We start from the raw sequence: 26984 nt of genomic DNA on the forward strand, positions 1-26984 counted from the left end.
CACCACCATGGCTGTCATGTCACCGACGAGGGCTGCCGTGTCACCGACGAAGGCCGCCATGTCAGCGACGATGCTGGCCGCGTACGTCCCGGTGCCGGGGCCGGTGGAGACCATCCGCGTGGGCGAGCTGCCGGTGCCACCGCTCGGCGCGGACGAGGTGCTGGTCACCGTGGAGACGGTGGCGGCCGACCCGGTCGACACGCTCGTACGCTCCGGGGCCTACCCCACCCGGGTCCCGCGGCCGCTGGTCCTCGGCCGTGACCTCGTCGGGACGGTCCTGGAAGCGGGCAGCGCGGTCACCGACTTCAAGCCCGGGGACCGCGTGTGGTCCAACAGCATGGGGCACGACGGCCGGCAGGGGTCCTTCGCCCAGTACGCGAGCGTGCCGGCCCCGCGGCTGTACCACCTGCCCGCGCACGTCGACCCGCGGGTGGCGGTCGCCATCGCACACCCCGCCGCGACGGCGTACCTGGCTTGGTTCGTCCGCGCCCGTCTGCGGCCGGGCGAGACCGTCCTGGTGGGCGGCGGCGTCGGCAACGTCGGCACCGCGGCGACCCAGCTCGCCGTCCGCGCCGGCGTCCGGGTGCTGGCCACCGCCCGCCCCGAGGACCACGACCGGTGCCGGGCCGCCGGCGCCGACGTGGTGCTCGACTACCGCGACCCGTGCCTGGCAACGGCGGTCCTCGATCATGCCCCGGACGGCGTCGACGTCGTCTGGGACACCTCGGGCCGGCAGGACATCGAGGTCTCCGCCACCGTGGTCGCCGACGGCGGACGCATCGTGGTGACGGCCGCGCCGGAGCGGGCCACGGTGCCGCTGCGCCGGCTCTACACCCGAGACGTCGCCGTGCTGGGCATGGTGATCAGCCGCGCCCGCAGCCGCGACCTCGCGGCGGCCGCGGCCGTGATCAACCAGATGCTCACCGAGAACCGGCTGACCGCTCGCATCGTCGCGGAACTGCCGCTGGAGGCCGCCGCGTACGCGCACCGCCTGCTGGAGTCGGGCGACGTCGCAGGCAGGCAGCTGCTGCACCCCTGGAACCGCGAGGGCGAGGCGGTGTGGACCGGTCAGGCGTCGTGATCACGGGGCCTGAGGCCCAGGATGCGGGCCGAAGGTCTCGGTCGGGACGGTCCGGCACCCCCTAGCGCCGGAGGCGACGGCACAGTCGCCGTCACCCGAGCGCGTGAGGTTCTTCGTGAACATTCGCCTACGAACGTCGGACGAGGTGCCGGTGCATCGTGCGACCGGCGGGGCGACCTGCCTGGGCACGACGCTCTCGCCACCAAGCCGGCCGGGCCCACGGCGCCGTGGATCTGGTGCTCGCACTCTCCGAGGCGTTCCTCGCGGACGGCGTTCTTCGTCCTGCGGTCCTTCTACGGCATGCGCATCGGCAGCGGGGTCGCGGCGACCGGAGAGGGCGTCCCGGCGAATCTCGTCGGACCGCCCGATCTGGTCGACGGCCCCGCGGCAGCACCGGTCGCGGCTGAAGCCCTCGAGCCGGCCAACTCCGGAGCGGGTGAGCGGCGATGAGCATCGCAGTACGGCTGGGGCAGGTCCGGATCACCCCTGAGGGTCGGGTGGGCGGGCATGACGCCGGCGCGACCCTGGTGCGCCGGCTCCTGCGCGTATTCCCCGGCGCCCAGGTGGTCGGCCCGCCCGCCCGGCGCAGCGAGGGAGTCGACGTCGTCCCCCTCACCGAGCTCGACGGCGCGCGCACCTGGTCGTCAACATGGACGTCCTCGACTCGGTCGCCGTCTGGCAGACCGTCGGGGCTCGGTGCCCAAACCCTGCGGTGATGAACTTCGTGTGGTGGCCGCCATCGCGGTACACCCGCACGGCCGACGTCGCCGCGCTGGCCCTGTCCTGCGCGCTCTTTCCCACGTTCTGCAACTCTGAGCGCACGGCCAGGGAGTTCCACGAGATCGTCGCGGCATGGACGGTGCCCCGGTTGGCCGAGCGGGCGCGGATCGCCTGGGTCAATCTCGGGGTGCGGCTCAAACACGCCCGGCCGCGGCAGGAGCCGGACGTCCCGGTGATCCTATATCCGGCGATCTCCCTGTCCGACCGCAAGCGCCCCGACCTGTTCCTCCACGTGGTCGAGCGGGTCGCGGCCCGCACCCCCGTCCTCGTCGAGGCACGCCTGGGCGAGGAGCACCTGGTCTCCGAACGAGCCATGACCCTCTCCCGCAGAGAGTGGGCATGGGTCGGGCCGCTCACCGCGAGCCGGCAGACCTACTGGGAGCGGCTCGGGCGGACGACGGCGTTCCTCGCCACCGCGGACGAGGAGTCCTACGGCCTGGAGTACGTCGAGGCGCTCCTGGCGGGCGTCGTGGGCGTGTTCCCGGACCGCCCGTGGGTGCACGCCATCGTGCGCGCGGCCCACCCCTTCGTCTACCGCGACGCCGCTGAGGCCGAGGCGATGCTGCACCGGGCGGTGACGGCGACGGCTGCGTGCCGACGGGAGGCCGACCGGTCCGTGGGCGGGGACCTCGGGGCGTGACTGCGCGCCCGGCACGACGACGACGCGTTCGACCGGGCGGTGAGCGCCCGGCCCCGCGAGTGGTTCGGGGCACGGGTCGATGCGCTGCCCGCAGTGCCGGCTACCGCGACCACCTGACCCGGGCACGCCACGACGAGGCCCGAAGGCCGGCAGACCAAACCGGACATGCCGGAACACCGACAGCCGCGCCCATTGTGGGCGCGGCCGCCGGTGCGGACCTGAGGTAGCGAGCCGCTCACGCGGCCCGCTACCCGCGGTCAGACGTTGCCGAGCATCTGGTCGAAGGAGGGGACGCCGTCGTACAGGTCAGCCGGTCCGGCGTTCTCCCGGGCGGCGACCATCTCGGCGAGCTCGCGGCCGGCGCGGCGGATGCGGCCCGGCAGCGGGTTGACCTGGTCACCCTCGCCCGCCCAGTCGTCGGTCGCCGCGAAGACCGAGGTGGTCGCGACGTCGGCGCGCAGGTAGGTCAGCAGCGGGCGCATCGAGTACTCCAGCGCCAACGAGTGGCGGGGGGTGCCACCGGTGGCGCCGAGCAGGACGGGCATGTCCGTCAAGGCGTCCTTGTCGATGATGTCGATGAAGGACTTGAACAGGCCCGAGTAGGTGGTGGTGAACAGCGGCGTGACGAGGATGAGCCCGTCCGCGGCGGTCAGCTTCTCCAGCACCCCGCTCAGCTCGCCGGTCGCGAACCCGGTGAGCATGGTGTTGACGATCTCGTGGGCGACGTCACGCAGCTCCACGGCCTCCACCGTGGCGTTCACGCCACGTGCCTCGAGCTCGGTGACGGTGGCCTCGGAGAGCCGGTCCGCCAGCAGGCGGGTGGACGACGGCTGGCCGAGGCCGGCCGAGACCGTGACGATAGTGCGCTCGCTCATGCGTTCTCCTTGAAGAGTGTTCGGGGGAAGGTCACAGCCCGAAGGCTGCGCCCTTCTTGGTGGCGGCGTCGGCCGCGGTGGCGTCGTCCTCGGCGGTCTTGCCCGTCCAGCGGTCCTCGCCGGCGACGTGCTCGCCGGTGACCTTGCCCGCGGCCCGGGCGGCGGCGACGCGCTCGACGTGGCTGGGCGGGTCGGACGGCACGTGGGCGGGGCGCTTGGCCTCATTCTCCTTGCGCAGCGCGGGCACGATCTCCTCGGCGAGGATGTCGATCTGCTCGAGGACGGTCTTCAGCGGCAGACCGGCGTGGTCGATGAGGAACAGCTGACGCTGGTAGTCCCCGACCTCCTCGCGCATCTTCGCGTAGCGGTCGATGATCTCCTGCGGCGAGCCCACGGTCAGCGGGGTCTCGGTCGTGAACTCCTCCATCGACGGGCCGTGCCCGTAGACCGGCGCGTTGTCGAAGTAGGGGCGGAACTCCCGCTTGGCGTCCTGGGAGTTCTTCCGGACGAAGAACTGCCCGCCGAGGCCGACGATGGCCTGGTCGGCCTGGCCGTGGCCGTAGTGCTCGAAGCGCTGGCGGTAGTACTGGACCATCCGCTTGGTGTGGCTCATCGGCCAGAAGATGTTGTTGTGGAAGAAGCCGTCGCCGTAGTACGCGGCCTGCTCGGCGATCTCGGGGCTGCGGATGGAGCCGTGCCACACGAACGGTGCCACGCCGTCGAGCGGGCGGGGCGTGGCGGTGAAGCCCTGCAGCGGCGTGCGGAACTTGCCCTGCCAGTCCACCACGTCCTCCTCCCACAGCCGACGCAGGAGGGCGTAGTTCTCGATGGCCAGGTTGATGCCCTGGCGGATGTCCTTGCCGAACCAGGGGTAGACCGGGCCGGTGTTGCCGCGGCCCATCATCAGGTCCATCCGCCCGTCGGAGATGACCTGGAGCATCGCGTAGTCCTCGGCGATCTTCACCGGGTCGTTGGTGGTGATCAACGTGGTGGCCGTCGACAGGGTGATGTTCTTCGTCGTGCCGGCGAGGTAGCCCAGCATCGTCGTCGGCGAGGACGCCACGAACGGCGGGTTGTGGTGCTCACCGGTGGCGAAGACGTCCAGCCCCGCCTGGTCGGCGTGCTGGGCGATCTTCAGGATGGCGCGCACGCGCTCGGTGTCGTCCGGGGTGTGCCCGGTGGTCGGGTCGGTCGTGACGTCACTGACCGTGAAGATTCCGAACTGCATGGTGGCCCTCGCTAGATCGATGCGTTTGCATGTACATCCGCTCCAACGGTGGGACCTTGGTCTGTATTCCGCCTTCAGCACCCCAGCACGTGAGCATGGTCACGCCACGGGCGGGCGGGCGCCTCCGGCACTGGTGAGGCCCCGAAGGCGCACGCTGGCGACGCTGCGTGTCTCGCCGGTGCTGCTGTCTCGAGGTGCAAGGAGGGGAGCCGACGGCGCGAGCGTCACACTCGGGCGGTCCGACGGAGCGCGTGCCTCGAGTGCCTCGACGAGGCGCGCCGAGGCCACAACGCGGCCCGGCCCCCACCAAGGTTGGTGGGGGCCGGACCATGTCGTGCGGGAGCGCGCGGGGTCAGCCGCGCTTCTTGGCGGCCTTGGCGGCGGCGCGGCGCTGCTCGCGGTTGCCGTCCGCCGCGGCCGGTTCGCCGTCGGCGCCGGTGGTCTGGGCGGCAGGCTCGCCGTCCGCCGACACACCGGTGGGCACCGTGCCGTCGAGTGCGGAGGCGGAGTAGGACAGCTTGGTCGGCCGCTCCGGCTCCTCGAGCCCGAGCAGGTCCGGCGCCGCAGCGGGAGCGGCAGTCGCGGCCGCCGCCGCCGCAGGAGGGCTCGCCGGGGCCGATGGTGCCGCGCCAGGCGCCGCTGCCGCCGTCGTCTGGGGCCGCGCCGCGGCAGGCGCATTGGCCGCCGTCGCCGCCGCGGACGTCACCGAGATCTGCGGCCCGGTGGCCTCGACCGGTGCCTCCTGGCGCTTGATCTCCAGGTTGAACAGGTACCGGACCGACTCCTCCTTGATGGCCTCGTTCATGGCCTGGAAGAGCTGGTAGCCCTCGTTGCGGTACTCGACCAGCGGGTCACGCTGGGCCATGGCGCGCAGGCCGATGCCCTCCTTGAGGTAGTCCATCTCGTAGAGGTGCTCGCGCCACTTGCGGTCGAGCACGGAGAGCACCACCCGCCGCTCGAGCTGGCGCATGACCTCCGCGCCGAGCTCCTCCTCGCGGGCGGCGTAGGCGAGGTGGATGTCGGAGGTCAGCTCCTCGACGAGCATCTCGGAGGTGACGCGGGTGGCGTTGCCGGCCTCCTCGACGACGTCCTCGGGGGTGATCGTCACCGGGTAGGTGGTCTTCATCTCCGTCCACAGCGCCTCGAGGTCCCAGTTCTCCGGGGTGGGCTCGACGGTGTACTCGGCGACGAGGCCGGTGACGACGTCGTCGAGGAACGTCTGGATCTGCTGCTCGAGGTCCTCGCCCTCGAGCACGCGCAGCCGCTCCTCGTAGACCACCTCACGCTGGCGGGACAGGACGTCGTCGTACTTGAGGACGTTCTTGCGGATCTCGAAGTTACGGGCCTCGATCTGGGCCTGGGCGCTGGCGATGCCGCGGGAGACGAACTTGTGCTCGAGCGGCATGTCGTCGGGGAAGGACGCGCTGTCCATGACCCGCATGGCCAGGCCCGAGTTGAACAGGCGCATGAGGTCGTCCTCGAGGGACAGGTAGAACCGGGACTCCCCCGGGTCGCCCTGACGGCCCGACCGGCCGCGCAGCTGGTTGTCGATGCGGCGGGACTCGTGCCGCTCGGTGCCGAGCACGTACAGCCCGCCCAGCGCCACGACCTCGTCGTGCTCGGCGGCGACCGCGGCCTTGGCGGCGTCGAGCGCGGCGGGCCAGGCGGCCTCGTACTCCTCCGGCGTCTCGGTGGGGTCCAGCCCCTTCTGCTTCAGGGCGGCGACGGCGATGAACTCGGCGTTGCCACCGAGCATGATGTCGGTACCGCGGCCGGCCATGTTGGTGGCCACGGTCACGGCGCCCTTGCGGCCGGCCATGGCGACGACGGCGGCCTCGCGCTCGTGCTGCTTGGCGTTGAGCACCTCGTGGCGGATGCCCTTCTTCTTGAGCATCGCCGAGATCGTCTCGGACTTCTCCACGCTGGTGGTACCGACCAGGACGGGCTGGCCCCGGCCGTGCCGCTCGGCGATGTCGTCGACGATCGCGGTGTACTTCTGCTGCACGCCCTTGTAGATGAGGTCCGACTGGTCCTCGCGCTGCATCGGCTTGTTCGTGGGGATGGGCACCACGCCGATCTTGTACGTGCTGGAGAACTCGGCCGCCTCGGTCTCGGCGGTGCCGGTCATGCCCGAGAGCTTGGCGTACTGGCGGAAGTAGTTCTGCAGGGTGATCGTGGCGAGGGTCTGGTTCTCGGCCTTGATGTCCACGCCCTCCTTGGCCTCGATCGCCTGGTGCATGCCCTCGTTGTAGCGGCGCCCGGCCAGCACACGGCCGGTGTGCTCGTCGACGATGAGGACCTCGCCGCTCTTGACGATGTAGTCCTTGTCCTTCTTGAACAGCTCCTTGGCCTTGATGGCGTTGTTGAGGAAGCCGATCAGCGGGGTGTTCAGGGACTCGTAGAGGTTCTCGATGCCGAGGTAGTCCTCGACCTTCTCGATGCCGGGCTCCAGCACGCCCACGTTGCGCTTCTTCTCGTCGACCTCGTAGTCGGCGTCGCGCTCCAGGCGGGTGGTCAGCCGCGCGAACTCGGCGTACCACTTGTTGACGTCGCCGGTGGCGGGGCCGGAGATGATCAGCGGGGTGCGGGCCTCGTCGATGAGGATCGAGTCGACCTCGTCGACGATGGCGAAGTTGTGCCCGCGCTGCACCAGCTCGCTGAGCGACCAGGCCATGTTGTCGCGCAGGTAGTCGAAGCCGAACTCGTTGTTCGTGCCGTAGGTGATGTCGGCGGCGTACTGCTCGCGGCGCTGCTCGGGGTTCTGACCGGACAGGATGGTGCCGGTGCTCATGCCGAGGAAGCGGTGCACGCGGCCCATGAGCTCGCTCTGGTAGCCGGCGAGGTAGTCGTTGACGGTGACGACGTGCACGCCCTTGCCGGTCAGCGCGTTGAGGTAGCTGGGCAGGGTGGCGACGAGGGTCTTGCCCTCACCGGTCTTCATCTCGGCGATGTTGCCCAGGTGCAGCGCGGCGCCGCCCATGATCTGCACGCGGTAGTGGCGCTGGCCGAGGGTGCGGGTGGCGGCCTCGCGCACGTTCGCGAACGCCTCGGGGAGCAGGTCGTCCAGGCTCTCGCCGTCGGCGTGCCGCTGCTTGAACTTGTCTGTCTCCTCGCGCAGCTCGGCGTCGGACATGGACGAGAACTCGGCCTCGAGCGCGTCAACCTGGTCCGCCATCGCGGTGAGCCGCTTGAGGACGCGGCCCTCGCCGGCTCGCAGGATTCTGTCGAGGATCTTGGGCACGCGCCGGCTCCTGGTCTGTCGTCTCCGCCAGGACTTCTCCCCCGGCGCGGTGGCCCGGCCGGGCACACCCGTCCCCATGGTAGGCGCAGCGGCGCACCGCCCGCGCCCATGGTTCGCCGACGGCGAGCAGGTGGGCGCGAGGAGTGCGTCACTCGTGCCCGACGGCGGAGCTCACCTCAGGGTGAGCGCAGCGGTCAGGTCATCCGGCAAGTCCCCGCCGGCGTCGTCGTCCACCACCATCTCTCCCAGCCCGAGCCAGCGGGCCATCTCGGCCAGCTCGGCGGCGAGCCCGGTCGCCACCTCGCCCCTTCCCGGCCACGTCCCCGCACCGGTCCGCACGAGGCCGGGCACGCCGTCGGGCTCCTCGCTGTGCACGGCCCGCACGCGGAGCAGCCCGGCCTGCCGGTCGGCCTTGACGTCGACCCGGGCCACCAGGTGCTCGCCGAGCAGGAACGGCAGCGGGTAGTAGCCGTGGGTGCGCTGCGCGGCGGGGGTGTAGATCCCGATCCGGTAGTGCATGCCCCACAGGGCCTGCAGCCGCCGTCGTTCGAAGACCAGCGGGTCGAAGGGTGCGAGGAGCGCGCGGGCCGGAACCCGCCTGGGCAGGCGAGCGTCGGCGGCGAGGTAGGCGTCCTTCCAGCCCCGCACGTGCACCGGTTCGAGGGTGCCGTCCTCGACCAGGTCGGCGACGGCGGCGGCCGTCGTGGCGGTGGGCAGCCGGAAGTAGTCGGCGAGGCAGCGGAGGGTGGCGACGCCGTGGGCGCGGGCGCTGATGGTGACCAGCTGGCGCACGGCCTCGTCAGGGTCGGGCACCGGCGTCGCGAGCACCGCGGGCGGCAGCACCCGGGCGGTGAGGTCGTAGGCGCGCTCGAACTGCGGGGTGCGGCCGGCGGCGGCGATCTCGCCGATGTTGAAGAGGTGCTCGAGGGCGTGCTTGGCCGGTGTCCAGTTCCAGCCCCAGTGCTCCTTCTCGCCGCGGGCGTGGCCCAGCGCCGCATGGACCTCGGTGGCGGTGACCGGACCGGACGAGGCGACGAACTCCCGCACCGCCTCGAGGACAACGGGGGTGTGGTCGCGCTCGCGGCCCCAATGGTCACGCTGGCGGTAGCCCTCCATCCGCCAGCGCAACAGCTGGAAGGTGGCCGGCGGGATGTAGGACGCCTCGTGCGCCCAGAACTCCACCAGGCGGCGCGGGGAGCGGCCGCTCGCCCGGTCCACCAGGGCCGGGTCGTACGGACCCAGCCGCGAGAACAGCGGCAGCAGGTGCGCGCGGGCGACGACATTCACCGAGTCGATCTGGAGCAGGGCGATGCGGTCGACCACCCGCTGCAGGTGCGAGATCGTGACGGGGCCGGCGGGCCGCGGCCGGTCCAGGCCCTGCGCGGCGACGGCGATGCGGCGGGCCTGACCGGGCGTGAGGGTGCGCGGGGCCCTCCTGGCGCGGGGCACCCGCCGCAGCGGGGTGGTGACGCTCATCTGCCCATCGTGCCCGAGCCTCACCGTCGTCCGTCACCTCGATGGTCCGGCGACCCGTCACCTCGATGGGTCCGGCGACCCGGCACGGCACGCCCGTCGCCCTCCGGTCGTACCTTCGCGGCTATCGATCTACGCTGACCGCAAACCGACACCCGTTGACGACTCTACGACGAGGCGGTGGTGGTGACGATGACGACGTTGTCACGCAGGGACTTTCTCGCGCTCAGCGCGGTGACCGGGGCAGGAGCCCTGCTCGCCGCGTGCGGCAGCTCGGTCCCGCTGGCGGCTACCGGGCCGCCTGTCGAGGGCGACTACGACGGGCCCCCCGTCACGCTGGAGTACTGGAACGGGTTCACCGGCGGCGACGGACCGGCGATGCGTCAGCTCGTGACGGACTTCAACAACAGCCAGGACCGCATCACCGTCCGGATGAACGTGGTCCAGTGGGCGCAGTACTACCAGCGGGTGGTCGCGGCGGTGCACGCCGGTCAGGGCCCGGACGTGGGGGCCATGCACGTGGAGCAGCTGGCCACGCAGGCGGTCCGGCGGTCCATCACCCCGATCGACGAGGTCATCACCGAGCTCGGGCTCTCCGCGGAGGAGTACCCCGCGGACGTGTGGGAGGCCGGCGTCTACGACGGCAAGCGCTACGGCATCCCGCTGGACGTGCACTCCCTCGGCTCCTACGCCAACACGGCACTGCTGAAGCAGGCCGGGCTGTCCGGGGAACCGGGCGCCGGCGCCGACCTGGAGAGAGCGCTGACCACGCTGGTCGGTGCCGGCGTCGAGACGCCCTTCTGGATGCCGAACCGGTGGCCGGCGCACCTGATCTTCCTGTCGCTGCTGTGGCAGTTCGGCGGCGAGCCCTACGCCGAGGACGGCTCGGCGGCCACGTTCGACAGCGACGCCGGCGTGCAGGCCCTGACCTGGATGCGCAGCCAGATCGACAACAAGTTCAGCCCGCCGAACGTGGCCCAGGACTCCCAGTACACCGCATTCAAGAACGGTGAGGGCGCCTTCACCTGGGACGGCATATGGCAGATCAACGACCTCGGCTCCACCGCCCCGGATCTGGCCTGGTCGCTAGCACCGGTGCCAACGATCGGCACCGAGCCTGCCGTCTGGGCCAACTCCCACCAGCTCGTCATGTTCCGCAGCAGGCAGCCCGACGACGACCGGTTGGTGGCCTCGAAGACATTCATCCGCTTCCTCATCGAGAACTCCGCGAGCTGGGCGGCCGCCGGCATGATCCCCGCCCGCTCCCAGGCCCGGGAGAGCAAGGACTTTCTTGCCAGCCCGCAGGCCGCCGTCGCCGAGGCCATCCCGAGCATGCGGTTCCTGCCGCCCATCCCGGCGCTCGGCGAGGTCCAGGCCCAGACGCTGGAGACCGCCGTCTCCAACGCCATCCTCGGCGTCAACGAGCCGCAGGCCGCCCTCGCCGCCGCCGCGGAGCAGGCCAGTGCACTCATGCAAGGAAACCTGCGCAAGTTCGCGAGGGGGGAAGCACTATGAGCGAGGCAGTTCTGCGCACCGCGGCGACGAGCAACGCCGTCGACCGCGCCGACCTTCAGGCTCGACCACGCACGGCCACCGGCGCGAAGGACAACCGCGACGGCTGGATCTTCATGGCGCCCTATCTGGTGCTGTTCACCGCCTTCGTCATCGTCCCCACGGTGCTCGGCATCTGGATCAGCCTGCACGAGTACGACTACACCCTCCCGGAGAAGCCGTGGGTGGGGCTGGACAACTACGTCGGGCTGCTGGGCGGCGACTCCCCGTTCTACGCCCCGTTCTGGCAGGGCATCCGCGCCACCGCGATCTTCACCGCGGGCGCCGTACCGTTGCTGCTGGTGCTGCCGCTCCTGGTGGCGCTCGCAATGAACCTGAAGTTCAAGGGCCGCAACTTTTTCCGGGCCATGTATTTCGCACCGTTCGTCCTCGGCGTGGCCGTGGTGGCCGTGCTCTGGCGGTACCTGCTCGACACGAACATCGGCCTGGTCAACCACTACCTCGGCGTGATCGGGCTCTCCGAGAGCGTCCCGTGGCTGACCCAGCTGCCCTGGGCGTGGATCTCCCTCATCGGCGTGACGGTCTGGTGGACGCTCGGGTTCAACACGGTGATCTACCTCGCCGCCCTGCAGGACATCTCGCCGGAGCTCTACGAGGCCGCGAAGATGGACGGCGCCAACGCCTGGCAGCGGTTCTGGAGCATCACGCTCCCGGGGCTTCGGCCCGTGCTGCTGTTCGTCACCAGCGTCACGATCATCGCCTCGGTGAACATGTTCGGGCAGTCCTACCTCATGACAATCGGCGGTCCTGGCCAGGAGACCCGCACTGCCATCTACCAGATCGCCGAGACCGGGCTGACGAGCTTCAACTCCGGCGTCGCCTCAGCGATGTCGATGATCTTCACCGTCTTCCTGGCGATCGTGAGCATCGCGGTCTTCTTCCTCTTCCGTGAGCGTGACCCGAAGGGAGGTGGGCGCTGATGAGCACGGCGACCGCACCGCGTACCTCGCAGGCGTCCGCACCCGAGCCCACCAGTCGGCGGCGGCGCGGCGGCGGGCGCAGGGGGCTGCTCTACGCCCTCCTGGTGATCCTCACGCTGATCTTCGTCTCCCCGCTGCTCTACATGTTGTCGACGTCCTTCAAGACGACGGCGGACGCCGCGGCACCGAACCCGCAGTGGATCCCGCAGGAGCCCACGCTGCAGGCGTACGACTCCATTCTCACCACCAGCGGGACACCGGTCGTGCGCTGGCTGATCAACAGCCTCCTCGCCGCGTCCTTCCAGACCCTCCTGATCCTGATCACCGCCTCCATGGCCGCCTACGCCCTCGCGCGCATCGACTTCCGCGGCAAGAAGATCGTGTTCGGCGTCATCATCGGCACCCTGTTCGTGCCGCCCGTGATCCTGCTCATCCCCAACTACCTCGTGGTGGGCCGGCTGGGCTGGCTGGACACCTTGCTCGCCGTCATCCTCCCCGGCGCGGCGGGGGCCTTCGGGGTCTTCTTCCTGCGTCAGTTCTTCCTCAGCCTGCCCATCGAGCTGGAGGAGGCCGCCCGGATCGACGGCGCCACGCGGTGGCGCACGTTCCGCCAGATCATCCTGCCGCTGTCACGGCCGGCGCTGGTGACCCTGGCGCTGCTGTCGTTCCTGACGAACTGGAACGACTTCCTGTGGCCGGTGTACGTGCTGTTCTCCCCGGAGAACCAGACGCTGCCCGCGGGGCTGTCCACCCTCCAGAACGCCAACGCCGTGCGCTACGACCTCCTCATGGCGGGCGCCGTCATCGCGAGCGTCCCCGTCCTCGCGATGTACTTCTTCGCCCAGCGCTACATCGTGGAGGGCGTGGGGCGGGCAGGCCTGAAGGGATGACCGCGGCTACCTACACCAACCCGGTCTTCGGCGGCTACTTCGCCGACCCCTTCGTCCTGGCGGCGCAGGGCCGCTACTACGCGTTCGGCACCGGCGCGGGCACCACGGCGCAGTCGCTGCTGGGGCTGGTGTCCGACGACCTGGTGGCGTGGACGGACCTCGGCACCGTGCTCACGCCCGGCGACCTCGACGGCGCCACCCACCTGTGGGCCCCGGAGGTCGCGCGCGTGGGCGAGGAGTACGTCATGTACTACTCGGCCGGCGTGGGCGACAAGGCCCACCGCCTCCGCGTCGCCACGGCCGCGCATCCGGGGGGTCCCTACCGGGACCTCGGCGTGAACCTGGCACCGCAGGAGCCGTTCGCGATCGACCCGCACCCGTTCCAGGACCCCGACGGCTCCTGGTACCTGTACTACGCGGTCGACCGGCTGAAGTCGGACCGGGTGGGCACGGCGGTGGTGGTGGACCGGCTGGTCGCGCCCGACCGGCTCGCCGGGGATCCTCAGCCGGTGATCGTGCCGTCGGCGGACTGGCAGCTCTTTCTGGCGGGCCGCGCCATGTACGACGCGGTGTACGACTGGCACACCTGCGAGGGCCCGTTCGTGTTGTACCGCCAGGGCCGGTACTGGTGCCTGTACTCGGGCGGCAACTGGCAGCAGCCCTCCTACGGCGTCTCGGTCGCCTCCGCGTCGCACCCGCTGGGCCCCTGGGCGGAGGCGCCGTCCGAGGGGCCGCTGGTGGTGCGCACCAGGCCGGGCGTGGTGCACGGGCCGGGCCACGCCAGCGTGGTCACCGATGACGTCGGCACGGACTGGCTCGTCTATCACGCCTGGGACCCGGCGGGCACCGCGAGACGGATGTGCCTGGACCGGCTGGAGTGGACGGATCGGGGACCCGTCTGCGGGGGGCCGACGACGGACCCGCAGCCCGCCCCGACGGTCCGGTCCGCACGGTGACTATTCGACCGCCGGGCGCTGACTTCTCGGCCGCCCGCGCTCCGGTTCGGGGGCAATCGCCGTCACCGCGCCGCGACGACGTCGCCCGTGAGGTCGGGCAACCGGGCCACGAGCGCGAGCGCGTCGACGGGGGCACGGACCTTGACGTCGTTGTCGAAGTAGACGTAGACGTCCCGCCCCGCCCCGTGCCAGGCACGGATCTTCTCGGCCCACACGTCCAGGGAGGCGGCGGTGTACCCGCTGACGTAGAGCTCCTTGTCCCCGTGCAGCCGCACGTAGACGTAGTCGGCGGTGACGTCCTCGAGCAGCGGCCACCGGCCGGCGGTGTCCGCCACCACGGTGGCGATACCGTGCTCGCGCAGCACGGTCGCGAACGCCGGGTCGCGGAAGGTGGCGTGGCGCACCTCCATCGCGTGGCGCAGCGGCCGGTCGACGGCGGTGGTGACGACGGCGTTCTCCTCCCGCACGCGATTGTCGTGCCGGGCGGCGAGCTCGGCCGCGGCCGCGGTGGTGCGCGGGAGCCGGGTGAGGAAGGCGTCGAGCCGCGCGGCGTCGAACGGCAGCTGGGGCGGCAGCTGCCAGAGGATCGGTCCGAGCTTGTCCTCCAGGGTCAGGAGGCCGGAGGCGAAGAAGTTCGCGAGCGGGGCGTCGACGTCGACGAGCTTCTTCATGTGAGTGATGAAGCGCCCACCCTTGACGGCGAACACGAAGCCCGGCGGGGTCTGGTCGTACCAGGCGCGGAAGCTCGCGGGCCGCTGCAGGGAGTAGAAGGAGCCGTTGATCTCCACCGTGGCGAGGTGGGAGGCGACGTAGGCCAGCTCGCGGCGCTGCGGCAGCCCGCGCGGGTAGAACATCCCGCGCCACGGGGCATAGCGCCAGCCGGAGATGCCGACTCGTACAACCATGGCGACGACTGTAGGCAGCCCGCGCGCGTGCGGCACGGTGAGCGGACGCAGCGAGGCCCGCCGTCGGTGGTCGACGGCGGGCCCCGGGTGCGGGTCGGTCAGCGGGCGGCGCCGGCTTCGGCCAGGCGCGCGCTGGTCACGTGGTTGGTGGACTCAGCCTGCCCGGCGACAACGGTGTTGAGGCGGATCACGCCATAGGTCCAGCCGTGGCGGTGGTATACCACGCAGGGTTGACCGGTCTCGTCGTCGATGAAGAGGTAGAACGGGTGCCCGACGAGCTCCATCTCGTACAGGGCCTGGTCTACCGTCATGGGGGTCGCCTCGTGCAGCTTCTGGCGCACGATCACCGGGGAGTCACCGAGCTGGGCCTCGACGCTCTGGCCCAGCTCGGTCGGCGGAACGGGGCGCTCGGGTGCCTCGTCGGGGGCCTGCTCGGGGACGGCCACGAGTGCCTCGGCCGGTGCGGGTGGGGAGTAGCGGTGGTGGTCCTTGCGCCGGTCTCGTGAGCGGCGCAGCCGTTCCAGCAGCTTTCCTGCTGCCACGTCAAGGGCTCCGTAACGGTCGGAGGCCTTCGCTTCTGCTCGGATCACCGGCCCCTTGTCACGCACGGTGATCTCGATCCGTTCCGCCTGGTCGGCCTGTCGCGGGTTCTTCTCGTGCGTGAGCTCGACCTCGACCCGCTGAGCACGTGGGGCTAGCTGCTCAATCTTGGCCAGCTTCTCCTGCACGTGCGTCCGAAAGCGGTCGGCGATCTCGGTGTTGCGACCCTTGACGACGATCTCCATGGTGACCTCCAGCGGTCCTTAGGATGTGGGGGCTCTGCGGCCCCGGACTGATGCGAGCTCGCCGGCTTCAGAGGCGAGCGTTGGGGTGGGGACCACCTCCCTCGGGAACTCGTCCGCTTCCGGTGGGCACGGTGATCGCGCCTCTGCGACGGGTGGGACGGTGCTCCATGCACCAACGCTAGTCGCTCTGCGAACCAGGTTCATCTCCTTGGTCCCATCTGCGCGTTTACCGGCGGCCTTAGGATGGGAGACGGTGCCGGTTTCGCTCGGTGCGGGCGCCCTTCTACGGGAGCGTCGGCCCGGGCCCGTAGCCCTTCATGACAGCGTTCGGCCGGGCAGGTTCGCCACGTGACTTCGCCACGTGACCCGGCGCGGGCGTCGAAGCGAGGACGAGGGCCGCAGCCACGAGACCTCCGGCCTCCTCGATCGCGCCGCGGGAGGCGGCGAGCGTGGCCCCGGTGGTCAGCACGTCGTCCACCAGCACGACCACGGCGCCCTCTAGCGCCGTCAGGCACGCGATGTTCCCGGCGCGGTTGGCGGCGCGTCCCCGCGCGCCGAGTCCGGCCTGGTGGGCGCCGCCGCGTCGACGACGTAGTGCGTCGACCACGACCACCCGGCCCACCGGTGGCCTCTCTTCCTCACGGAACCCCGTGGCCAGGCCGTGCCCGACGGCGTCGGCGAGCGCGGCGACCACCAGGCGGCGCATGAGCCGCCGGCGCCACCCCGACGGGGCGGGGACGACGAGCACGTCGGGCGCGCGGATCTGCGGGGTGGACGGTGCCGCCGCGTCCGTCGTGCCGAAGGCGTCCTCCGTCGTGCCGAAGGCGTCCTTCGTGGTCGCCGCGTCCGCCGTGCCGAACACGTCGGCCGTGCCGAACGCGTGGGCGAGCGCCGCGCGCAGCTGCGGGTCGCCCGCCCAGGTCCTGGCCGCTGCGGCAGCGCCGGCAAGCACCGCCGGGGCGATGTCCTCGCGGCGGTGGTTCTTCCACGCCAGGACGATCGACCGCAGGGCGCCGCGGTACGGACCGAGCGACCAGGTGGGCAGCGGACGTCCGGACCAGTCCCCCGCCAGCATCGGCGCGTCATGCTCGCATCGCGCGGGCGGTGCGCCGAGCAGCGCCCGGCAGGCGGGGCACAGCGCGACGTCCCACCGGCCGCACCCGGCGCACGCCACCGGCACCACGAGCCCGGCGGCCTCCGTCAGCGCCGCCACGGCCCCGGCCCGTACGTCCATGCCCGCAGCGTGGCAGGTGGTGAATGCGCTGCGGGACGCCGGTGCCCGAGGCTGTGGGAATCCGGTCGCGAGCGGCGATCGGTTCGACAACTTCCCGAGAAGCCGCGCCATGACATCTGGCGGAGAAGATGACATCTGGCGGAGAAGATGACATCTCGCGGGCAGGGGTGGGGGCGGGCGGTGAGGGGGCTCTACCCGGGCAGCGCGGGGTCGAACACGTCGTCGTGGACGGCTCGCCAGGCGGCGCCGGTGCGCTCGTACAGCCGCCCGTCGCCCGTGCCGAGCAGGATCGACCGTTCCCCGCGCCCGGCAGCGATGGACACCGCCCCCTCGACCACCGGCAGCCGGGACGTGGGCCCGCCAAGCGGGAGCAGGTGCACCGTGGGCTCGGAGTCACCGCCGGAGTCGCCCAGCACGGCGACGGTGTTCTCGTCGACCCACGCCAGGTCGGCCGCGGCCGTGACGCGGTCACCGATCCGGACGGGCTCGGCGAGCGCGCGGGGCGTGCCGTCGACGTCGCGCACGACGGCGGCGGCGTCGATCACGGTCGACCCGGCGGCCTGCCAGACGACCACGGCGCGGGCCCCCTCGCGCGAGATCCGCAGCGAGACAACCGTGCCGCCGTCGAGCCAGGGGGCGGCGACGCCCACGCGGGTGCGGTCCGGCCGGACGGCCACGAGCGTGCCGTCGTTGGCGGCCGGGGTGGTCCAGACCCAACCGCGCAGGTCCACCGACGGGGGGACCAGCCCGGCGCCGGTTACCAGCTCGACCGGCGCGTCGGCCCCGGCGGCCGCCATGAGCCGGTCGGCGCCGTCGAGGAAGACGGTGGTGGGGTTCTGCTGCTCGTACCCCACGGCGGGGTGGCGGGGGTCTAGCCCAGCGAGCTGGTCGGCACCCGGGCGCGGGACGACCTCGCCGCCGTCGACCTCGGCGAGGGCGCCGTCGGCGACCACCACCGGGTTGCGCGAGGAGTATGGGTAGGCGGGCAGCTCGGGGACGTCGTCGGTGATCTCGTAGGGCGCACCGGCGGCGGTCAGCTGCACCTCCTGGACGCCCGGCACCTCGCGCAGCGTGCGGGTGAGCTGAGCGGCGAACAGCGCCCGTTCCTCGGACTCGGCGGCCAGGGACTCGGCGGAGAGGTTCACCTGCGCGATGCCGTCGGTCACCGCGACGGACTCGACGGTCATCCGGGTGCCGGTGGGCGCCACGTTCACCACGCCGGGCGAGAGCCACGGGGAGGGACCCTGCAGCAGGCCCCGCACGAGCGCCGTCGCGAGGTTCTCCCGCGGGAACCAGCGCACCTCGGGCACGAACGCCTGCCGGTCAGGGGTGACGAAGTACAGGGCGCTCTGGACGTACACCGAGGAGAAGATCGCGAACGGGACCAGCACGCCGTCGTCGAGCTCGATGATGCGCCACTCCCCGTCGGCGTCGCGGACGAGGGTGAACTCGGTCTCGATGGCGGCCTGCGGCCCGGACTCGGTGAAACGCCCGTCGGAGTCCACCGTGGCCTGCGAGGCCACGGACAGGCGGACAGCACCGTCGGGCGTGCGGGTGTACTGCGGTTGGGCGTCGGCGAAGATCCGCACCTGGGCGAGCGGCTGCCAGGTCTGCTCGGCGGTGCCGGCGAGGAACTGCCGGGCGACGAGGAAGTCGTCGGAGTAGCCGGCGGCGGACGCCGCCAGGAAGCCGTCGACGATCTCCTGCGGGCTGGCGCCGACCTCGGGGCCCCGGGCGAACAGGCCGATGCCCTGCGCGGCGGGCAGGTCGGGGTCTGAGGCGGTGACCGGTCCGGAGCGGGGCAGGCTCGCGCACCCGGCGAGCACCACGAGGGCGGCGACGACGACGGCGAGCACGGCTGCCGGGCGACGGCGCGGGTCCGGGCGACGGCGCGGGTCCGGGCGACGGCGCGGGCTGGGGCGGCCGGCGAGGCGCAAGCGCGGGCCTGGGAGGGCGGCGTGGTGGGAGTCCGCGGCGGCGGTCACGGCGCCTCCTCCACGAGGGCGCCCACGTTCGCGGGGCCCTCCTCCCCGTCGACCTCGATCGTCGTGGTCTCCGGCACGTCGTTGGGCCGCAGCGGCACAGGCCGCTTGCCCATCGCCGAGCCGGCGCGACGGGGCAGGGTGAGCACGAAGGACGAGCCGATCCCGGGGCGGCCGGCCGCCTCGAGGGTGCCGCCGTGCAGGCGGGTGTCCTCCCGCGAGATGGACAGGCCCAGCCCGGTGCCCCCGGTGGTCCGGGCCCGCGCGGGGTCCGCTCGCCAGAACCGGTCGAAGACGTGCGTCGCTTCCTCGTCCGACATGCCCACACCGTGGTCGAGCACCCGCACACCGACGGCGGTGGGGGTGCGCCCGACCGTGATGTCGATGGGGCGGCCCTCGCCGTGCTCGATGGCGTTGTTCACCAGGTTGCGCACGACTCGCTCGATGCGGCGGGGGTCGATGTCGGCGGTGCAGGGTTCCTCGGGCGCGGTGACACGGACCTCCGAGCCCTTGCGTTCGGCGAGGATGGCAGACATCTCCACCACCCGGGCGACGATGTCGCGCACGTCGCGGTCCTCGACGTCGAGGACCGCGGCGCCGGCGTCGAACCGCGAGATCTCGAGCAGGTCCGCGAGCATGGACTCGAAGCGGTCCAGCTGGGTCTGCATCAGCTCGGCGGAGCGGCGGACCACCGGATCGAAGGAGTCCTTGTTGTCGTGAATGACCTCGCTGGCCATGCGGATGGTGGTCAGCGGGGTGCGCAGCTCGTGGGAGACGTCGGAGACGAAGCGCTGCTGGAGCCGGGAGAGCTCCTCCATCTGCTCGATCTGGCGCTGCAGGGACCCCGCCATCTCGTTGAAGGACTCCCCGAGCAGGGCCAGCTCGTCGCGGCCGCGCACGTCCATGCGCTCGTCGAGCATGCCGTCGGCGATGCGCTCGGCGGTGTGGGCGGCATCGGTCACCGGGCGCAGCACCCAACGGGTGATCACCCACGTCAGCGCGGCGAGCAACGCGACCAGGGCGACGGCGCCCACCGAGAGGATCCGCAGGACGAGGAAGATCGTCTGCTCCTCGGGGTCGAGCGTGTAGACCATGTACAGCTCGTACGCCCCGGCCGCGGGCAGGGTCACCGGTGACCCGACCACGATGCCCGGCCCCTCGCCGTCGGCCGTGGGCACGCTGACGGCCTGCCAGTGCTGCCCGCCGGCCCCCTGAACGGCCTGGCGCATCTCGGGGCTGACGAGGTTGCGCACGGCGCCGTTGGTGGCCGGCTCGATGATGCTCACCGAGGAGATCGCCTGGGGCGAGCGCATGAGCACGGCGCCGACCGCGCCGGAGCTGGCCGACTGCAGGGACCTGATCCACTGGACGGCGACGGACTGGACCTGCTGGCTGGTGACCGCGGTGGCGGAGTCGAAGTCCTTCTGGGCGTCGGCGGTGCGCAGGGCCGCGTCGGCGAGCATCTGCTCGACCCGCTGGTTGTACAGGCCGTCGCGGATCTGCGAGGCCAGGACGCCGCCGAGCAGCCCGAGCGCGACGAAGCCGCCGACGATCGTGGCGGTGACCACCCGCAGGCTCAGCGAGGTCCGCCAGCGCCGGGCGATGCGCAGCAGCTTGCGGCGCAGGCGGATGCGCAGGCTGCGCCGGCGGCGGGGCCGGTAGGTGGTGGCCGGGCCGGCGGGGTGCGGGATGGCGCCGAGGTCGTGCTGCGGGGCACCCGGGACGGCGGGTATGTCGGGGTCGAGCATCTCGGCGGCGAGCGCCGGGGGGATGGTGTGCTCCAGGCCGAGGCCGAGGAGGTGGTCGCCGTCGGGTGCCACGGGGTCGCCGGGGCCGGGACGGTCCTTCTCGGTCCGTCCCGGCTCGGCGGGGAGCAGCGGCCCCGCGGCCGGCTGGGTCACGCCTGCAGGGCCCCCGCCCGGTAGCCGACCCCGCGCACGGTCACGACGACCTCGGGGTGCTCCGGGTCCTTCTCGACCTTGGCGCGCAAGCGCTGCACGTGGACGTTGACCAGGCGGGTGTCCGCCGCGTGGCGGTAGCCCCAGACCTGCTCGAGCAGCACCTCACGGCTGAACACCTGCCACGGCTTGCGGGCCAGGGCGACGATGAGGTCGAACTCCAGCGGGGTCAAGGAGATGGACTCCTCCCCGCGCTTGACCTCGTGGCCGGCGACGTCGATCTCCAGGTCGCCGATGCGCAGCTTCTCCGGCTCGGGCACGTCCTGGCGGCGCAGCCGCGCGCGCACACGGGCGACGAGCTCCTTGGGCTTGAACGGCTTGGCGATGTAGTCGTCCGCGCCTGCCTCCAGCCCCGCGACGACGTCGAGCGTGTCGGACTTGGCGGTGAGCATGACGATCGGGACGTCGGACTCCGCGCGGATCGTCCGGCACACCTGGATTGCCGTCCATGCCCGGGAGCATGAGGTCGAGCAGGATCAGGTCGGGGTTCTCGGCGCGAAAGACGTCGGGCGCCAGGGCGGCCGTCGGCGCAGAAGATCGGGCTCGAAGCCCTCGGCCTCGAGCACGATGCCGATCATCTCGGCGAGCGCAACGTCGTCGTCGACCACTAGGAGACGAGAATTCATGCCCTTATGCTCCCAGATCTGCGGACATGGCCGTGCACGACGCCGCTCCCGGCGTCGTGTAGCCGGCCTCGCACCGGCCTGGGGTGGGGTTCCTGACCTGGTAGGACACCGGTCCCGTCCCGCGGGGCTTGCCCGCGACGTGAGGTGCGGCATGGGACGATTGGCCCGACTGCACGATCTGGACGCGGGACTGCCCCGCGGAGGAGGCGCCGAGATGTCGACAAACGAGCCCGTTCCGGGCGAGCCGGGCCGCGAGGCCGGTCCCGAGCGCGACGGCGGCACGCCCTGGGTGGGTCAGGGTCCCGGGTCCGCCCCGTCCGGGCAGCAGCCGCAGTACGGGCAGTACGGGCAGCCCGCCCCGCAGTTCGGCCAACAGCCACCGGCCGGTCAGCAGTACGGCCAGTACGGGCAGCAGCAGCCCACCGGCCCTCAGCCTCCCATGGGCCAGTACGGCCAGCCGGCCCCCCGGTACGGCCAGTACGGCGCCGGCATGCCGTACGCGCCCGTGCCCCAGGGGTACGGGCGCCGCACAGCCGGGCATCGTCCCGCTACGACCCATCAACGTCGGGGAGATCCTCGACGGTGCGTTCCGCTCGATCCGCGCCAACCCGAAGGTGATGTTCGGGCTGTCGCTGCTGGTCATGGGCGTGCTCGCGGTCATCGAGGCCGTCGTGCTGGCCATCTTCCTCGACGAGGCCATGCCGTTGCTGGACCCCACCGCCTCCCCGGAGGCGCTGGCAACCGTCGGCGTCGGCAGCATGCTCGGCTATCTCACGGCGACGCTGGCCATCTCCTTCGCGTCCGTGGTGCTCACCGGGCTGCTCATCATCTCGGTGAGCCAGTCGGTGCTCGGCCGTGTCATCTCAGTGCAGGACCTGTGGACCCAGGCGAAGAGCCAGGTCTGGCGGCTCATCGGGCTCACCCTGCTGCTCGGGCTGATCAGCATCGCCGTAGCAGCGGTCCTCACGCTGGTGCTCGCCCTGCTCATCGGCGGCGCGATCGCCAGCGGGAACGACGGCTCCGCCGGCGTCATGGTCGTCCTGGCCCTGCTGCTCATGCTCGCCACGGCGGTGCTCGCGGTCTTCCTCTCCGTGCGCCTCGGCCTCGCCGCCCCGGCTCTCATGCTCGAGAAGACCGGGGTGCTCACGTCGATCAAGCGTTCCTGGTCGCTGACCTCGCGGAACTTCTGGCGGATCTTCGGGGTGCTGGCCCTGGCCGTGATCATCGTGGCGGTGCTCTCCTCCATCCTGATGATCCCCGTCGCGATCATCACCGCCCTCATGCCCACCTCGGCCGTGTCGGGCGCCGCGCTGCTGGTCAGCACGGTGCTGTCCGTCCTGATCTCCGCCCTGACCACACCTTTCCTCTCGGCCGTGCTCGCGCTCGTCTACATCGACGTGCGCATGCGAAAGGAGGGCCTGGACGTCGAGCTGGCACGGGCCGCGGAGGCCGCCTGAGGTGCCAGTCGCAGTCCCTGTCCTGCTCGGTGTGCCGGTCGACCCCGACGCCGCCGAGGCGCGCCGGCTCGCTGAGGAGGAGCTCGCCAAGGCGATCTACGACCACTCCCCCAGCCTCATCGACCGGCTCCTCACCTGGCTCCAGCAGCTGTACGAGGCGCTCACCCGGCTGGGTGGGCAGACCCCCTCCGGCGTCGTCCCGCTGCTCCTCGTCCTCGCCTTCGCGGCCGTCGTGGCCCTCGGCCTGCTCCTCGGTGGTCGTGCCCGACGGCGCCGCCTAGCCCGGACCGCCGGCGCCTCGGCCGGGCTGTTCGAGGACGCCCGCACCAGCGCCGACCTCACCCGCGAGGCTGACGCCGCCGCCCGGCGCGGGGACTACTCCCTGGCCGTGCTCGAGCGCTTCCGCGCGACCATCCGGAGTCTCGACGAGCGCGCCCTGCTGGGACGACCGTCCCGGGCTGACCGCCCACGAGGCCACCGTCCTCGCGACCGCGGCGCTGCCCGGCCTCTCGGCCGAGCTGGACCGGGCCGGCCGGCTGTTCGACGACGTCCGCTACGGCCACGCCGTCGCCGACGCGCGAGACGACCAGGCCATGCGCCACCTCGCCGAGCAGGTCGGCCGCACCCACACCCGCGCCGTCGCCCCGGTGGCGGTCCCGTGAGCGCCCCCGTCACCGACCCCACCGCATCGGCTCCCGCCCGCGCCGATGCCCACGGCGCCGCAGGTCCCGAGGGCCCGTGGCCCGACGGCGCAGCCCAGCCGGCCGGGGGGTCCCGGACCCGCGCGCCCACGCCGGGCCGGTTGGTGGCGCCGGCACCGGCTCGCCGTCGTCGTCGTGGTCGCGTTCCTGCTCCTCACCGTCCTGGCGTGGGCGCTGTCGGCGCGCACCTCGGCCCGCCCGCTCGCCCCGGACAACCCCGCCCCCGACGGCGCCCGGGCAGCCGCGCAGCTGCTCTCCGACCAGGGCGTGCGCGTGCAGGAGGCCACCACCCTTGCCGAGGTGGGTACCTTGGCCGGGCCTGGCAGCACCGTGCTGATCACCGACCCGTCGCTGCTCCTGGACGACCAGCGCACCGCCCTGCTCAGCACCGGCGCGGACCTGGTGGTCGTCGGCGCGACCTTCAGCAACCTGGACGCCTTCGACGGCGACGTCACGCCCGGCGGCGCCGGCTCCGCCGAGCCCGTGACCGCCCGGTGCGCCGACCCGGACGCCGCGGCCGCCGGAGAGATCTCCTTCAGCCGCGGCTCCGTCAGCGCCGACCCGGGCTCGGCCGCCGTCGTCTGCTTCCCGGTGGGTGACAACGGCGCCGGCGCCTACGCCGTGTGGGAGCGCGGCGAGCAGACCGTGCGCTACCTCGCCGACGCCCGGCTTCTGTCGAACGCCCACCTCGCCGAGGACGGCAACGCCGCCCTGACGCTCCGGGCCCTGGGGCACCACCCGGATCTGGTCTGGTACCTGCCGTCGCCGCTGGACCTGGGCACCTCCGTCGACGAGCCGGTCCCCGCCCTGCCGGTCCGGCTGCAGCTGGTGCTGGCCGCGCTGGCCGCCGCCGCCGTCCTGCTCGCGCTCGCGCACGGCCGGGCGCTGGGCCCGGTGGTCACCGAGGTGATGCCGGTGGTGGTGCGCGCGGCCGAGACCACCCGCGGGCGTGGCCGGCTCTACCGACGTTCCCGCGCCCACGGCCACGCCGCCGCGGCGTTGCGCGCCGGCACCGCGGCGCGGCTGGCGCGGGCGCTGGGGCTCGCGCACTCGGCCGGCGCCGACACCCTGCTGGACGCCCTCACCCGGGCCACGGGGCACCCCGCCGAGCTGCTGCGTGCGCTGCTCTACGGCCCGCCCCCCACCGACGACGCCGGCCTGCTGGCGCTCACCGCCGCCCTCGACACCCTGGAAAGCGAGGTTCACCGATCGTGACCCACTCCCCCTATGGCCCGCCCCCCGCGCAGCCCGGCGCCCCGACCGTGTCCCCGGGCGGCGCACACGTCGCCCACCCGGGTGCACCCGCCCAGCCCGGCGCCCTCACCCAGCCCGGCGCCCCCGCCTCGCCCGGCGCCCCCGCCAAGCCCGGCGCCCTCGCCGGGCCGACCCACCCGGGTGCACCCTCGCCCGCCGCGCCCGCTTCGCCGTCGGCCGCCCGCGAGAAGCTCGGGCAGCTGCGCACGGAGGTGGGCAAAGCCGTCGTCGGGCAGGACGGTGCGGTCACCGGCCTGGTCATCGGGCTGCTGTGCGGCGGCCACGTGCTCCTCGAGGGCGTGCCGGGCGTCGCCAAGACCCTGCTCGTGCGGGCCCTCGCTGCGTCGCTGGACCTGGAGACCAAGCGGGTGCAGTTCACCCCCGACCTCATGCCCGGGGACGTCACCGGCTCGCTGGTCTACGACGCGCGCACCGCCGAGTTCTCCTTCCGGAGGGCCCGGTCTTCACCAACCTCTTGCTCGCCGACGAGATCAACCGCACCCCGCCCAAGACCCAGGCGTCGCTGCTGGAGGCCATGGAGGAGCGCCAGGTCTCCGTCGACGGCACCCCGCGGCGGCTGCCGGACCCGTTCATGGTCGTCGCCACCCAGAACCCCGTGGAGTACGAGGGCACGTACCCGCTGCCCGAGGCGCAGCTCGACCGGTTCCTGCTCAAGCTCGTCCTGCCGCTGCCCGAGCGCGGCGAGGAGATCGAGGTGCTGCGGCGCCACGCCGCGGACTTCAACCCCCGCGACCTCGCCGCCGCCGGCCTACGCCCGGTGGCCTCGGCCGCGGACCTCGCGGCCGCCCGCGCCGAGGTCGCCCAGGTGCAGGTGGGGCCGGAGGTGCTCGGCTACGTCGTCGACCTGGTGCGCGCCACCCGCACCTCGCCGTCGTTGTCGCTGGGCGTCTCGCCACGCGGGGCGACGGCGTTGCTCGCCACCGCGCGGGCGTGGGCGTGGCTCTCCGGGCGTGGCTACGTCACGCCCGACGACGTCAAGGCCCTCGCGCACCCCACGCTGCGCCACCGGGTGCAGCTGCGCGCCGAGGCCGAGCTCGAGGGCGTCACCGCGGAGACGGTGCTGGCCGGCGTGCTCGCCGCGGTGCCGGTGCCGCGTTGATGGTGCCCACTCCCCGGGCGGCGGCGCTGGTCGCCGCCGGCGTGGTGCCCGTGCTGCTGTGGCCGCGCTGGTCGACGTTGTGGGCGTGGCTGGCGCTGGTGGTGCTCGGGTGCCTGGTCGACGCGGCGTTGGCCGCCCCGCCCCGTGGTGTGCGTGTCCGCCGGGAGGTGCCGGCATCGGTGCGCCTCGGCGAGCCGACGACGTCGACCCTCACCGTGGCACATCCCGGCCCGCGGGTGCTGCGCGCCCTGGTGCGTGACGCGTGGCCGCCGTCGGCCGGTGCTTCCGGCAACCGGCACCGCGTCCGCGTGCCAGCCGGTGAGCGCCGTCGGGTGCGCACTTCCCTGGTGCCCACCCGCCGCGGCGATCGCCCCGCGGACCAGGTGACCGTCCGCGCCTTCGGCCCGCTCGGGCTGGCGGCGCGGCAGGCGTCCCTGCCCGCCCCGGCCACGCTGCGGGTGCTGCCGGCCTTCGCCTCCCGCAAGCACCTGCCCTCCCGGCTGGCCCGGCTGCGGGAGCTGGACGGCCGTGCGGCGGTCCAGCTGCGCGGGCAGGGCACGGAGTTCGACTCGCTGCGCGAGTACGTCATCGGCGACGACGTGCGCGCCATCGACTGGCGCGCCACCGCCCGCGGCGGCGACGTCGTCGTGCGCACATGGCGGCCCGAGCGGGACCGGCGAGTGCTGCTCGTGCTGGACGTCGCGCGGCTGTCCGCCGCCCGGCTGGGCGACGCGCCGCGTCTGGACGCCCAGATCGAGGCGGCGCTGCTGCTGGGGGCGCTGGCGTCACGGGCCGGGGACCGGGTGGACCTGGTGGCCATGGACACCCAGGTGCGTGCGCGGGTGGCCGGTGTGCACGGGCCCCGCCTGGTGGGCGCGCTGGCCTCGGCGATGGCGCCGCTGGAGCCGTCGCTGGTGGAGCTGCGGTGGACCGGGGTGACGCAGGTGGTCCGTGACACCCTCTCCCAGCGGGCGCTGGTGGTGCTGCTCTCCGCGCTCGAGCCCAGCGCGGTGACCTCGGGGCTGCTGCCGGTGGCCCAGGCGCTGAGCCGGGACCACACCGTGGTCCTCGCTTCCGCTTCGGACCCGGAGGTGGAGGCGATGCGTCGGGACCGGTCCAGCTCGGAGGCGGTGTTCGACGCCGCCGCGGCCGAGCGCGGTGAGCTCGAGCGGCAGGCCGTGGCGGCCCGGCTGCGCCGGCGCGGCGTGGAGGTGGTGGAGGCGGGCCCGGACGGCCTTGCCCCGGCCCTGGTGGACACCTATCTGGCGCTCAAGGCGGCCGGTCGGCTCTGAGGGGCGTTGGCGCG

General features: G+C 72.7%; 21 protein-coding genes and 2 pseudogenes. 13 read left to right on the forward strand and 10 right to left on the reverse strand.

The annotated features are described in order from the left end of the window. Positions 1 to 70 precede the first annotated feature (70 nt). From FE374_RS13710 to FE374_RS19915, 3 genes are all read left to right on the forward strand, one after another. Complete coding sequence (locus tag FE374_RS13710; RefSeq protein WP_139931598.1) at positions 71 to 1081, forward strand: NADPH:quinone reductase; 1011 nt, start codon at positions 71 to 73, stop codon at positions 1079 to 1081. A 446-nt stretch (positions 1082 to 1527) separates the two neighbouring features. Further along, the gene (locus FE374_RS19910; RefSeq protein ID WP_230978313.1) at positions 1528 to 1797 is read left to right on the forward strand and encodes a hypothetical protein; all 270 of its coding nucleotides are present in this window, start codon (positions 1528 to 1530) and stop codon (positions 1795 to 1797) included. Next, entirely contained in the window at positions 1797 to 2501 is a 705-nt protein-coding gene (locus FE374_RS19915; protein ID WP_230978314.1) for a hypothetical protein, read from the forward strand. The genes FE374_RS19910 and FE374_RS19915 overlap by 1 nt, the downstream gene beginning before the upstream one ends. A 257-nt stretch (positions 2502 to 2758) precedes the next feature. Here the strand turns inward: FE374_RS19915 and FE374_RS13720 are convergent, their stop codons facing one another. The 4 genes from FE374_RS13720 to FE374_RS13735 form a co-directional block, all read right to left on the reverse strand. Beyond that, positions 2759 to 3376: an FMN reductase gene (locus FE374_RS13720; protein ID WP_139929741.1), complete on the reverse strand. Its 618-nt coding sequence runs from the start codon at positions 3374 to 3376 to the stop codon at positions 2759 to 2761. Positions 3377 to 3407: 31 nt separating this feature from the next. Beyond that, positions 3408 to 4604 (reverse strand): LLM class flavin-dependent oxidoreductase, encoded by a 1197-nt coding sequence (locus FE374_RS13725; protein ID WP_139929742.1) that lies wholly within the window; start codon positions 4602 to 4604, stop codon positions 3408 to 3410. Between the two features lie 352 nt (positions 4605 to 4956). Further along, complete coding sequence (gene secA, locus FE374_RS13730) at positions 4957 to 7845, reverse strand: preprotein translocase subunit SecA (RefSeq protein ID WP_139929743.1); 2889 nt, start codon at positions 7843 to 7845, stop codon at positions 4957 to 4959. A 171-nt stretch (positions 7846 to 8016) separates the two neighbouring features. Further along, a complete protein-coding gene (locus FE374_RS13735) occupies positions 8017 to 9321 on the reverse strand; it encodes a winged helix-turn-helix domain-containing protein (protein ID WP_139929744.1) in 1305 nt (434 codons plus the stop codon). A gap of 189 nt (positions 9322 to 9510) precedes the next feature. Between FE374_RS13735 and FE374_RS13740 the strand changes: the two genes are divergently transcribed. Genes FE374_RS13740 through FE374_RS13755 form a run of 4 tightly spaced genes read left to right on the forward strand, consistent with a single transcriptional unit; the run spans position 9511 to position 13656 of the window. Next, positions 9511 to 10833: an ABC transporter substrate-binding protein gene (locus FE374_RS13740; RefSeq protein ID WP_139931599.1), complete on the forward strand. Its 1323-nt coding sequence runs from the start codon at positions 9511 to 9513 to the stop codon at positions 10831 to 10833. Continuing rightward, a complete protein-coding gene (locus tag FE374_RS13745; protein ID WP_139929745.1) occupies positions 10830 to 11810 on the forward strand; it encodes a carbohydrate ABC transporter permease in 981 nt (326 codons plus the stop codon). The genes FE374_RS13740 and FE374_RS13745 overlap by 4 nt, the downstream gene beginning before the upstream one ends. Next, positions 11810 to 12700: a carbohydrate ABC transporter permease gene (locus FE374_RS13750; RefSeq protein ID WP_139929746.1), complete on the forward strand. Its 891-nt coding sequence runs from the start codon at positions 11810 to 11812 to the stop codon at positions 12698 to 12700. Before FE374_RS13745 ends, FE374_RS13750 begins: the two co-directional genes overlap by 1 nt. Beyond that, positions 12697 to 13656: a glycoside hydrolase family 43 protein gene (locus tag FE374_RS13755; protein ID WP_139929747.1), complete on the forward strand. Its 960-nt coding sequence runs from the start codon at positions 12697 to 12699 to the stop codon at positions 13654 to 13656. The genes FE374_RS13750 and FE374_RS13755 overlap by 4 nt, the downstream gene beginning before the upstream one ends. Before the next feature lie 62 nt (positions 13657 to 13718). On the opposite strand, the gene FE374_RS13760 is transcribed toward FE374_RS13755, so the two are convergent. The 6 genes and pseudogenes from FE374_RS13760 to mtrA form a co-directional block, all read right to left on the reverse strand. After that, complete coding sequence (locus FE374_RS13760; RefSeq protein ID WP_223173542.1) at positions 13719 to 14561, reverse strand: DUF72 domain-containing protein; 843 nt, start codon at positions 14559 to 14561, stop codon at positions 13719 to 13721. A gap of 98 nt (positions 14562 to 14659) precedes the next feature. After that, positions 14660 to 15346, reverse strand: coding sequence for a ribosome hibernation-promoting factor, HPF/YfiA family (gene hpf, locus FE374_RS13765; protein ID WP_139929748.1), 687 nt, complete (start codon positions 15344 to 15346; stop codon positions 14660 to 14662). 283 nt (positions 15347 to 15629) lie between these two features. Beyond that, a complete protein-coding gene (locus FE374_RS13770) occupies positions 15630 to 16580 on the reverse strand; it encodes a ComF family protein (protein ID WP_179957320.1) in 951 nt (316 codons plus the stop codon). A gap of 191 nt (positions 16581 to 16771) precedes the next feature. After that, entirely contained in the window at positions 16772 to 18565 is a 1794-nt protein-coding gene (locus tag FE374_RS13775) for an LpqB family beta-propeller domain-containing protein (protein ID WP_139929749.1), read from the reverse strand. Then, positions 18562 to 20463 (reverse strand): MtrAB system histidine kinase MtrB, encoded by a 1902-nt coding sequence (mtrB, locus tag FE374_RS13780; protein ID WP_269142038.1) that lies wholly within the window; start codon positions 20461 to 20463, stop codon positions 18562 to 18564. The genes FE374_RS13775 and mtrB overlap by 4 nt, the downstream gene beginning before the upstream one ends. Further along, positions 20460 to 21146, reverse strand: a pseudogene (gene mtrA / locus FE374_RS13785) (MtrAB system response regulator MtrA). The gene mtrB and the pseudogene mtrA overlap by 4 nt, the downstream one beginning before the upstream one ends. A gap of 617 nt (positions 21147 to 21763) precedes the next feature. Between mtrA and FE374_RS13790 the strand changes: the two are divergent. The 6 genes and pseudogenes from FE374_RS13790 (at position 21764) to FE374_RS13810 (ending at position 26970) form a co-directional block, all read left to right on the forward strand. Next, entirely contained in the window at positions 21764 to 22603 is an 840-nt protein-coding gene (locus tag FE374_RS13790; RefSeq protein WP_139929750.1) for a glycerophosphoryl diester phosphodiesterase membrane domain-containing protein, read from the forward strand. Positions 22604 to 23100: 497 nt separating this feature from the next. Further along, positions 23101 to 23265 carry a DUF4129 domain-containing protein gene (locus tag FE374_RS20335; RefSeq protein ID WP_407925322.1) on the forward strand — a complete coding sequence of 55 codons (165 nt, stop codon included), beginning with the start codon at positions 23101 to 23103 and terminating at the stop codon, positions 23263 to 23265. Positions 23266 to 23439: 174 nt separating this feature from the next. Further along, positions 23440 to 24519 carry a DUF4350 domain-containing protein gene (locus FE374_RS13800; RefSeq protein ID WP_230978315.1) on the forward strand — a complete coding sequence of 360 codons (1080 nt, stop codon included), beginning with the start codon at positions 23440 to 23442 and terminating at the stop codon, positions 24517 to 24519. A 365-nt stretch (positions 24520 to 24884) separates the two neighbouring features. Beyond that, positions 24885 to 25171, forward strand: a pseudogene (locus tag FE374_RS20105) (AAA family ATPase); the annotation flags it as partial. Next, positions 25151 to 25678: an AAA family ATPase gene (locus FE374_RS20110; RefSeq protein WP_269142074.1), complete on the forward strand. Its 528-nt coding sequence runs from the start codon at positions 25151 to 25153 to the stop codon at positions 25676 to 25678. The pseudogene FE374_RS20105 and the gene FE374_RS20110, both read left to right, overlap by 21 nt. Next, positions 25678 to 26970: a DUF58 domain-containing protein gene (locus tag FE374_RS13810; RefSeq protein WP_139929752.1), complete on the forward strand. Its 1293-nt coding sequence runs from the start codon at positions 25678 to 25680 to the stop codon at positions 26968 to 26970. Before FE374_RS20110 ends, FE374_RS13810 begins: the two co-directional genes overlap by 1 nt. The last annotated feature ends 14 nt before the right edge of the window (positions 26971 to 26984 follow it).

The sequence above is a fragment of the Georgenia yuyongxinii genome, assembly GCF_006352065.1.
GTDB classification, from domain to species: Bacteria; Actinomycetota; Actinomycetes; order Actinomycetales; family Actinomycetaceae; genus Georgenia; species Georgenia yuyongxinii.

Excerpts from the sequence above, each read along its gene's own strand:
- FE374_RS13710 (WP_139931598.1), top strand. The coding sequence starts at position 71 with ATGCTGGCCGCGTACGTCCCGGTGCCGGGGCCGGTGGAGACCATCCGC.
- FE374_RS19910 (WP_230978313.1), top strand. The coding sequence starts at position 1,528 with ATGAGCATCGCAGTACGGCTGGGGCAGGTCCGGATCACCCCTGAGGGT.
- FE374_RS19915 (WP_230978314.1), top strand. The coding sequence starts at position 1,797 with ATGAACTTCGTGTGGTGGCCGCCATCGCGGTACACCCGCACGGCCGAC.
- FE374_RS13720 (WP_139929741.1), bottom strand. The coding sequence starts at position 3,376 with ATGAGCGAGCGCACTATCGTCACGGTCTCGGCCGGCCTCGGCCAGCCG.
- FE374_RS13725 (WP_139929742.1), bottom strand. The coding sequence starts at position 4,604 with ATGCAGTTCGGAATCTTCACGGTCAGTGACGTCACGACCGACCCGACC.
- FE374_RS13735 (WP_139929744.1), bottom strand. The coding sequence starts at position 9,321 with ATGAGCGTCACCACCCCGCTGCGGCGGGTGCCCCGCGCCAGGAGGGCC.
- FE374_RS13740 (WP_139931599.1), top strand. The coding sequence starts at position 9,511 with ATGACGACGTTGTCACGCAGGGACTTTCTCGCGCTCAGCGCGGTGACC.
- FE374_RS13745 (WP_139929745.1), top strand. The coding sequence starts at position 10,830 with ATGAGCGAGGCAGTTCTGCGCACCGCGGCGACGAGCAACGCCGTCGAC.
- FE374_RS13750 (WP_139929746.1), top strand. The coding sequence starts at position 11,810 with ATGAGCACGGCGACCGCACCGCGTACCTCGCAGGCGTCCGCACCCGAG.
- FE374_RS13755 (WP_139929747.1), top strand. The coding sequence starts at position 12,697 with ATGACCGCGGCTACCTACACCAACCCGGTCTTCGGCGGCTACTTCGCC.
- FE374_RS13760 (WP_223173542.1), bottom strand. The coding sequence starts at position 14,561 with ATGGTTGTACGAGTCGGCATCTCCGGCTGGCGCTATGCCCCGTGGCGC.
- hpf (WP_139929748.1), bottom strand. The coding sequence starts at position 15,346 with ATGGAGATCGTCGTCAAGGGTCGCAACACCGAGATCGCCGACCGCTTT.
- FE374_RS13770 (WP_179957320.1), bottom strand. The coding sequence starts at position 16,580 with ATGGACGTACGGGCCGGGGCCGTGGCGGCGCTGACGGAGGCCGCCGGG.
- FE374_RS13790 (WP_139929750.1), top strand. The coding sequence starts at position 21,764 with ATGTTCGGGCTGTCGCTGCTGGTCATGGGCGTGCTCGCGGTCATCGAG.
- FE374_RS20110 (WP_269142074.1), top strand. The coding sequence starts at position 25,151 with ATGGTCGTCGCCACCCAGAACCCCGTGGAGTACGAGGGCACGTACCCG.
- FE374_RS13810 (WP_139929752.1), top strand. The coding sequence starts at position 25,678 with ATGGTGCCCACTCCCCGGGCGGCGGCGCTGGTCGCCGCCGGCGTGGTG.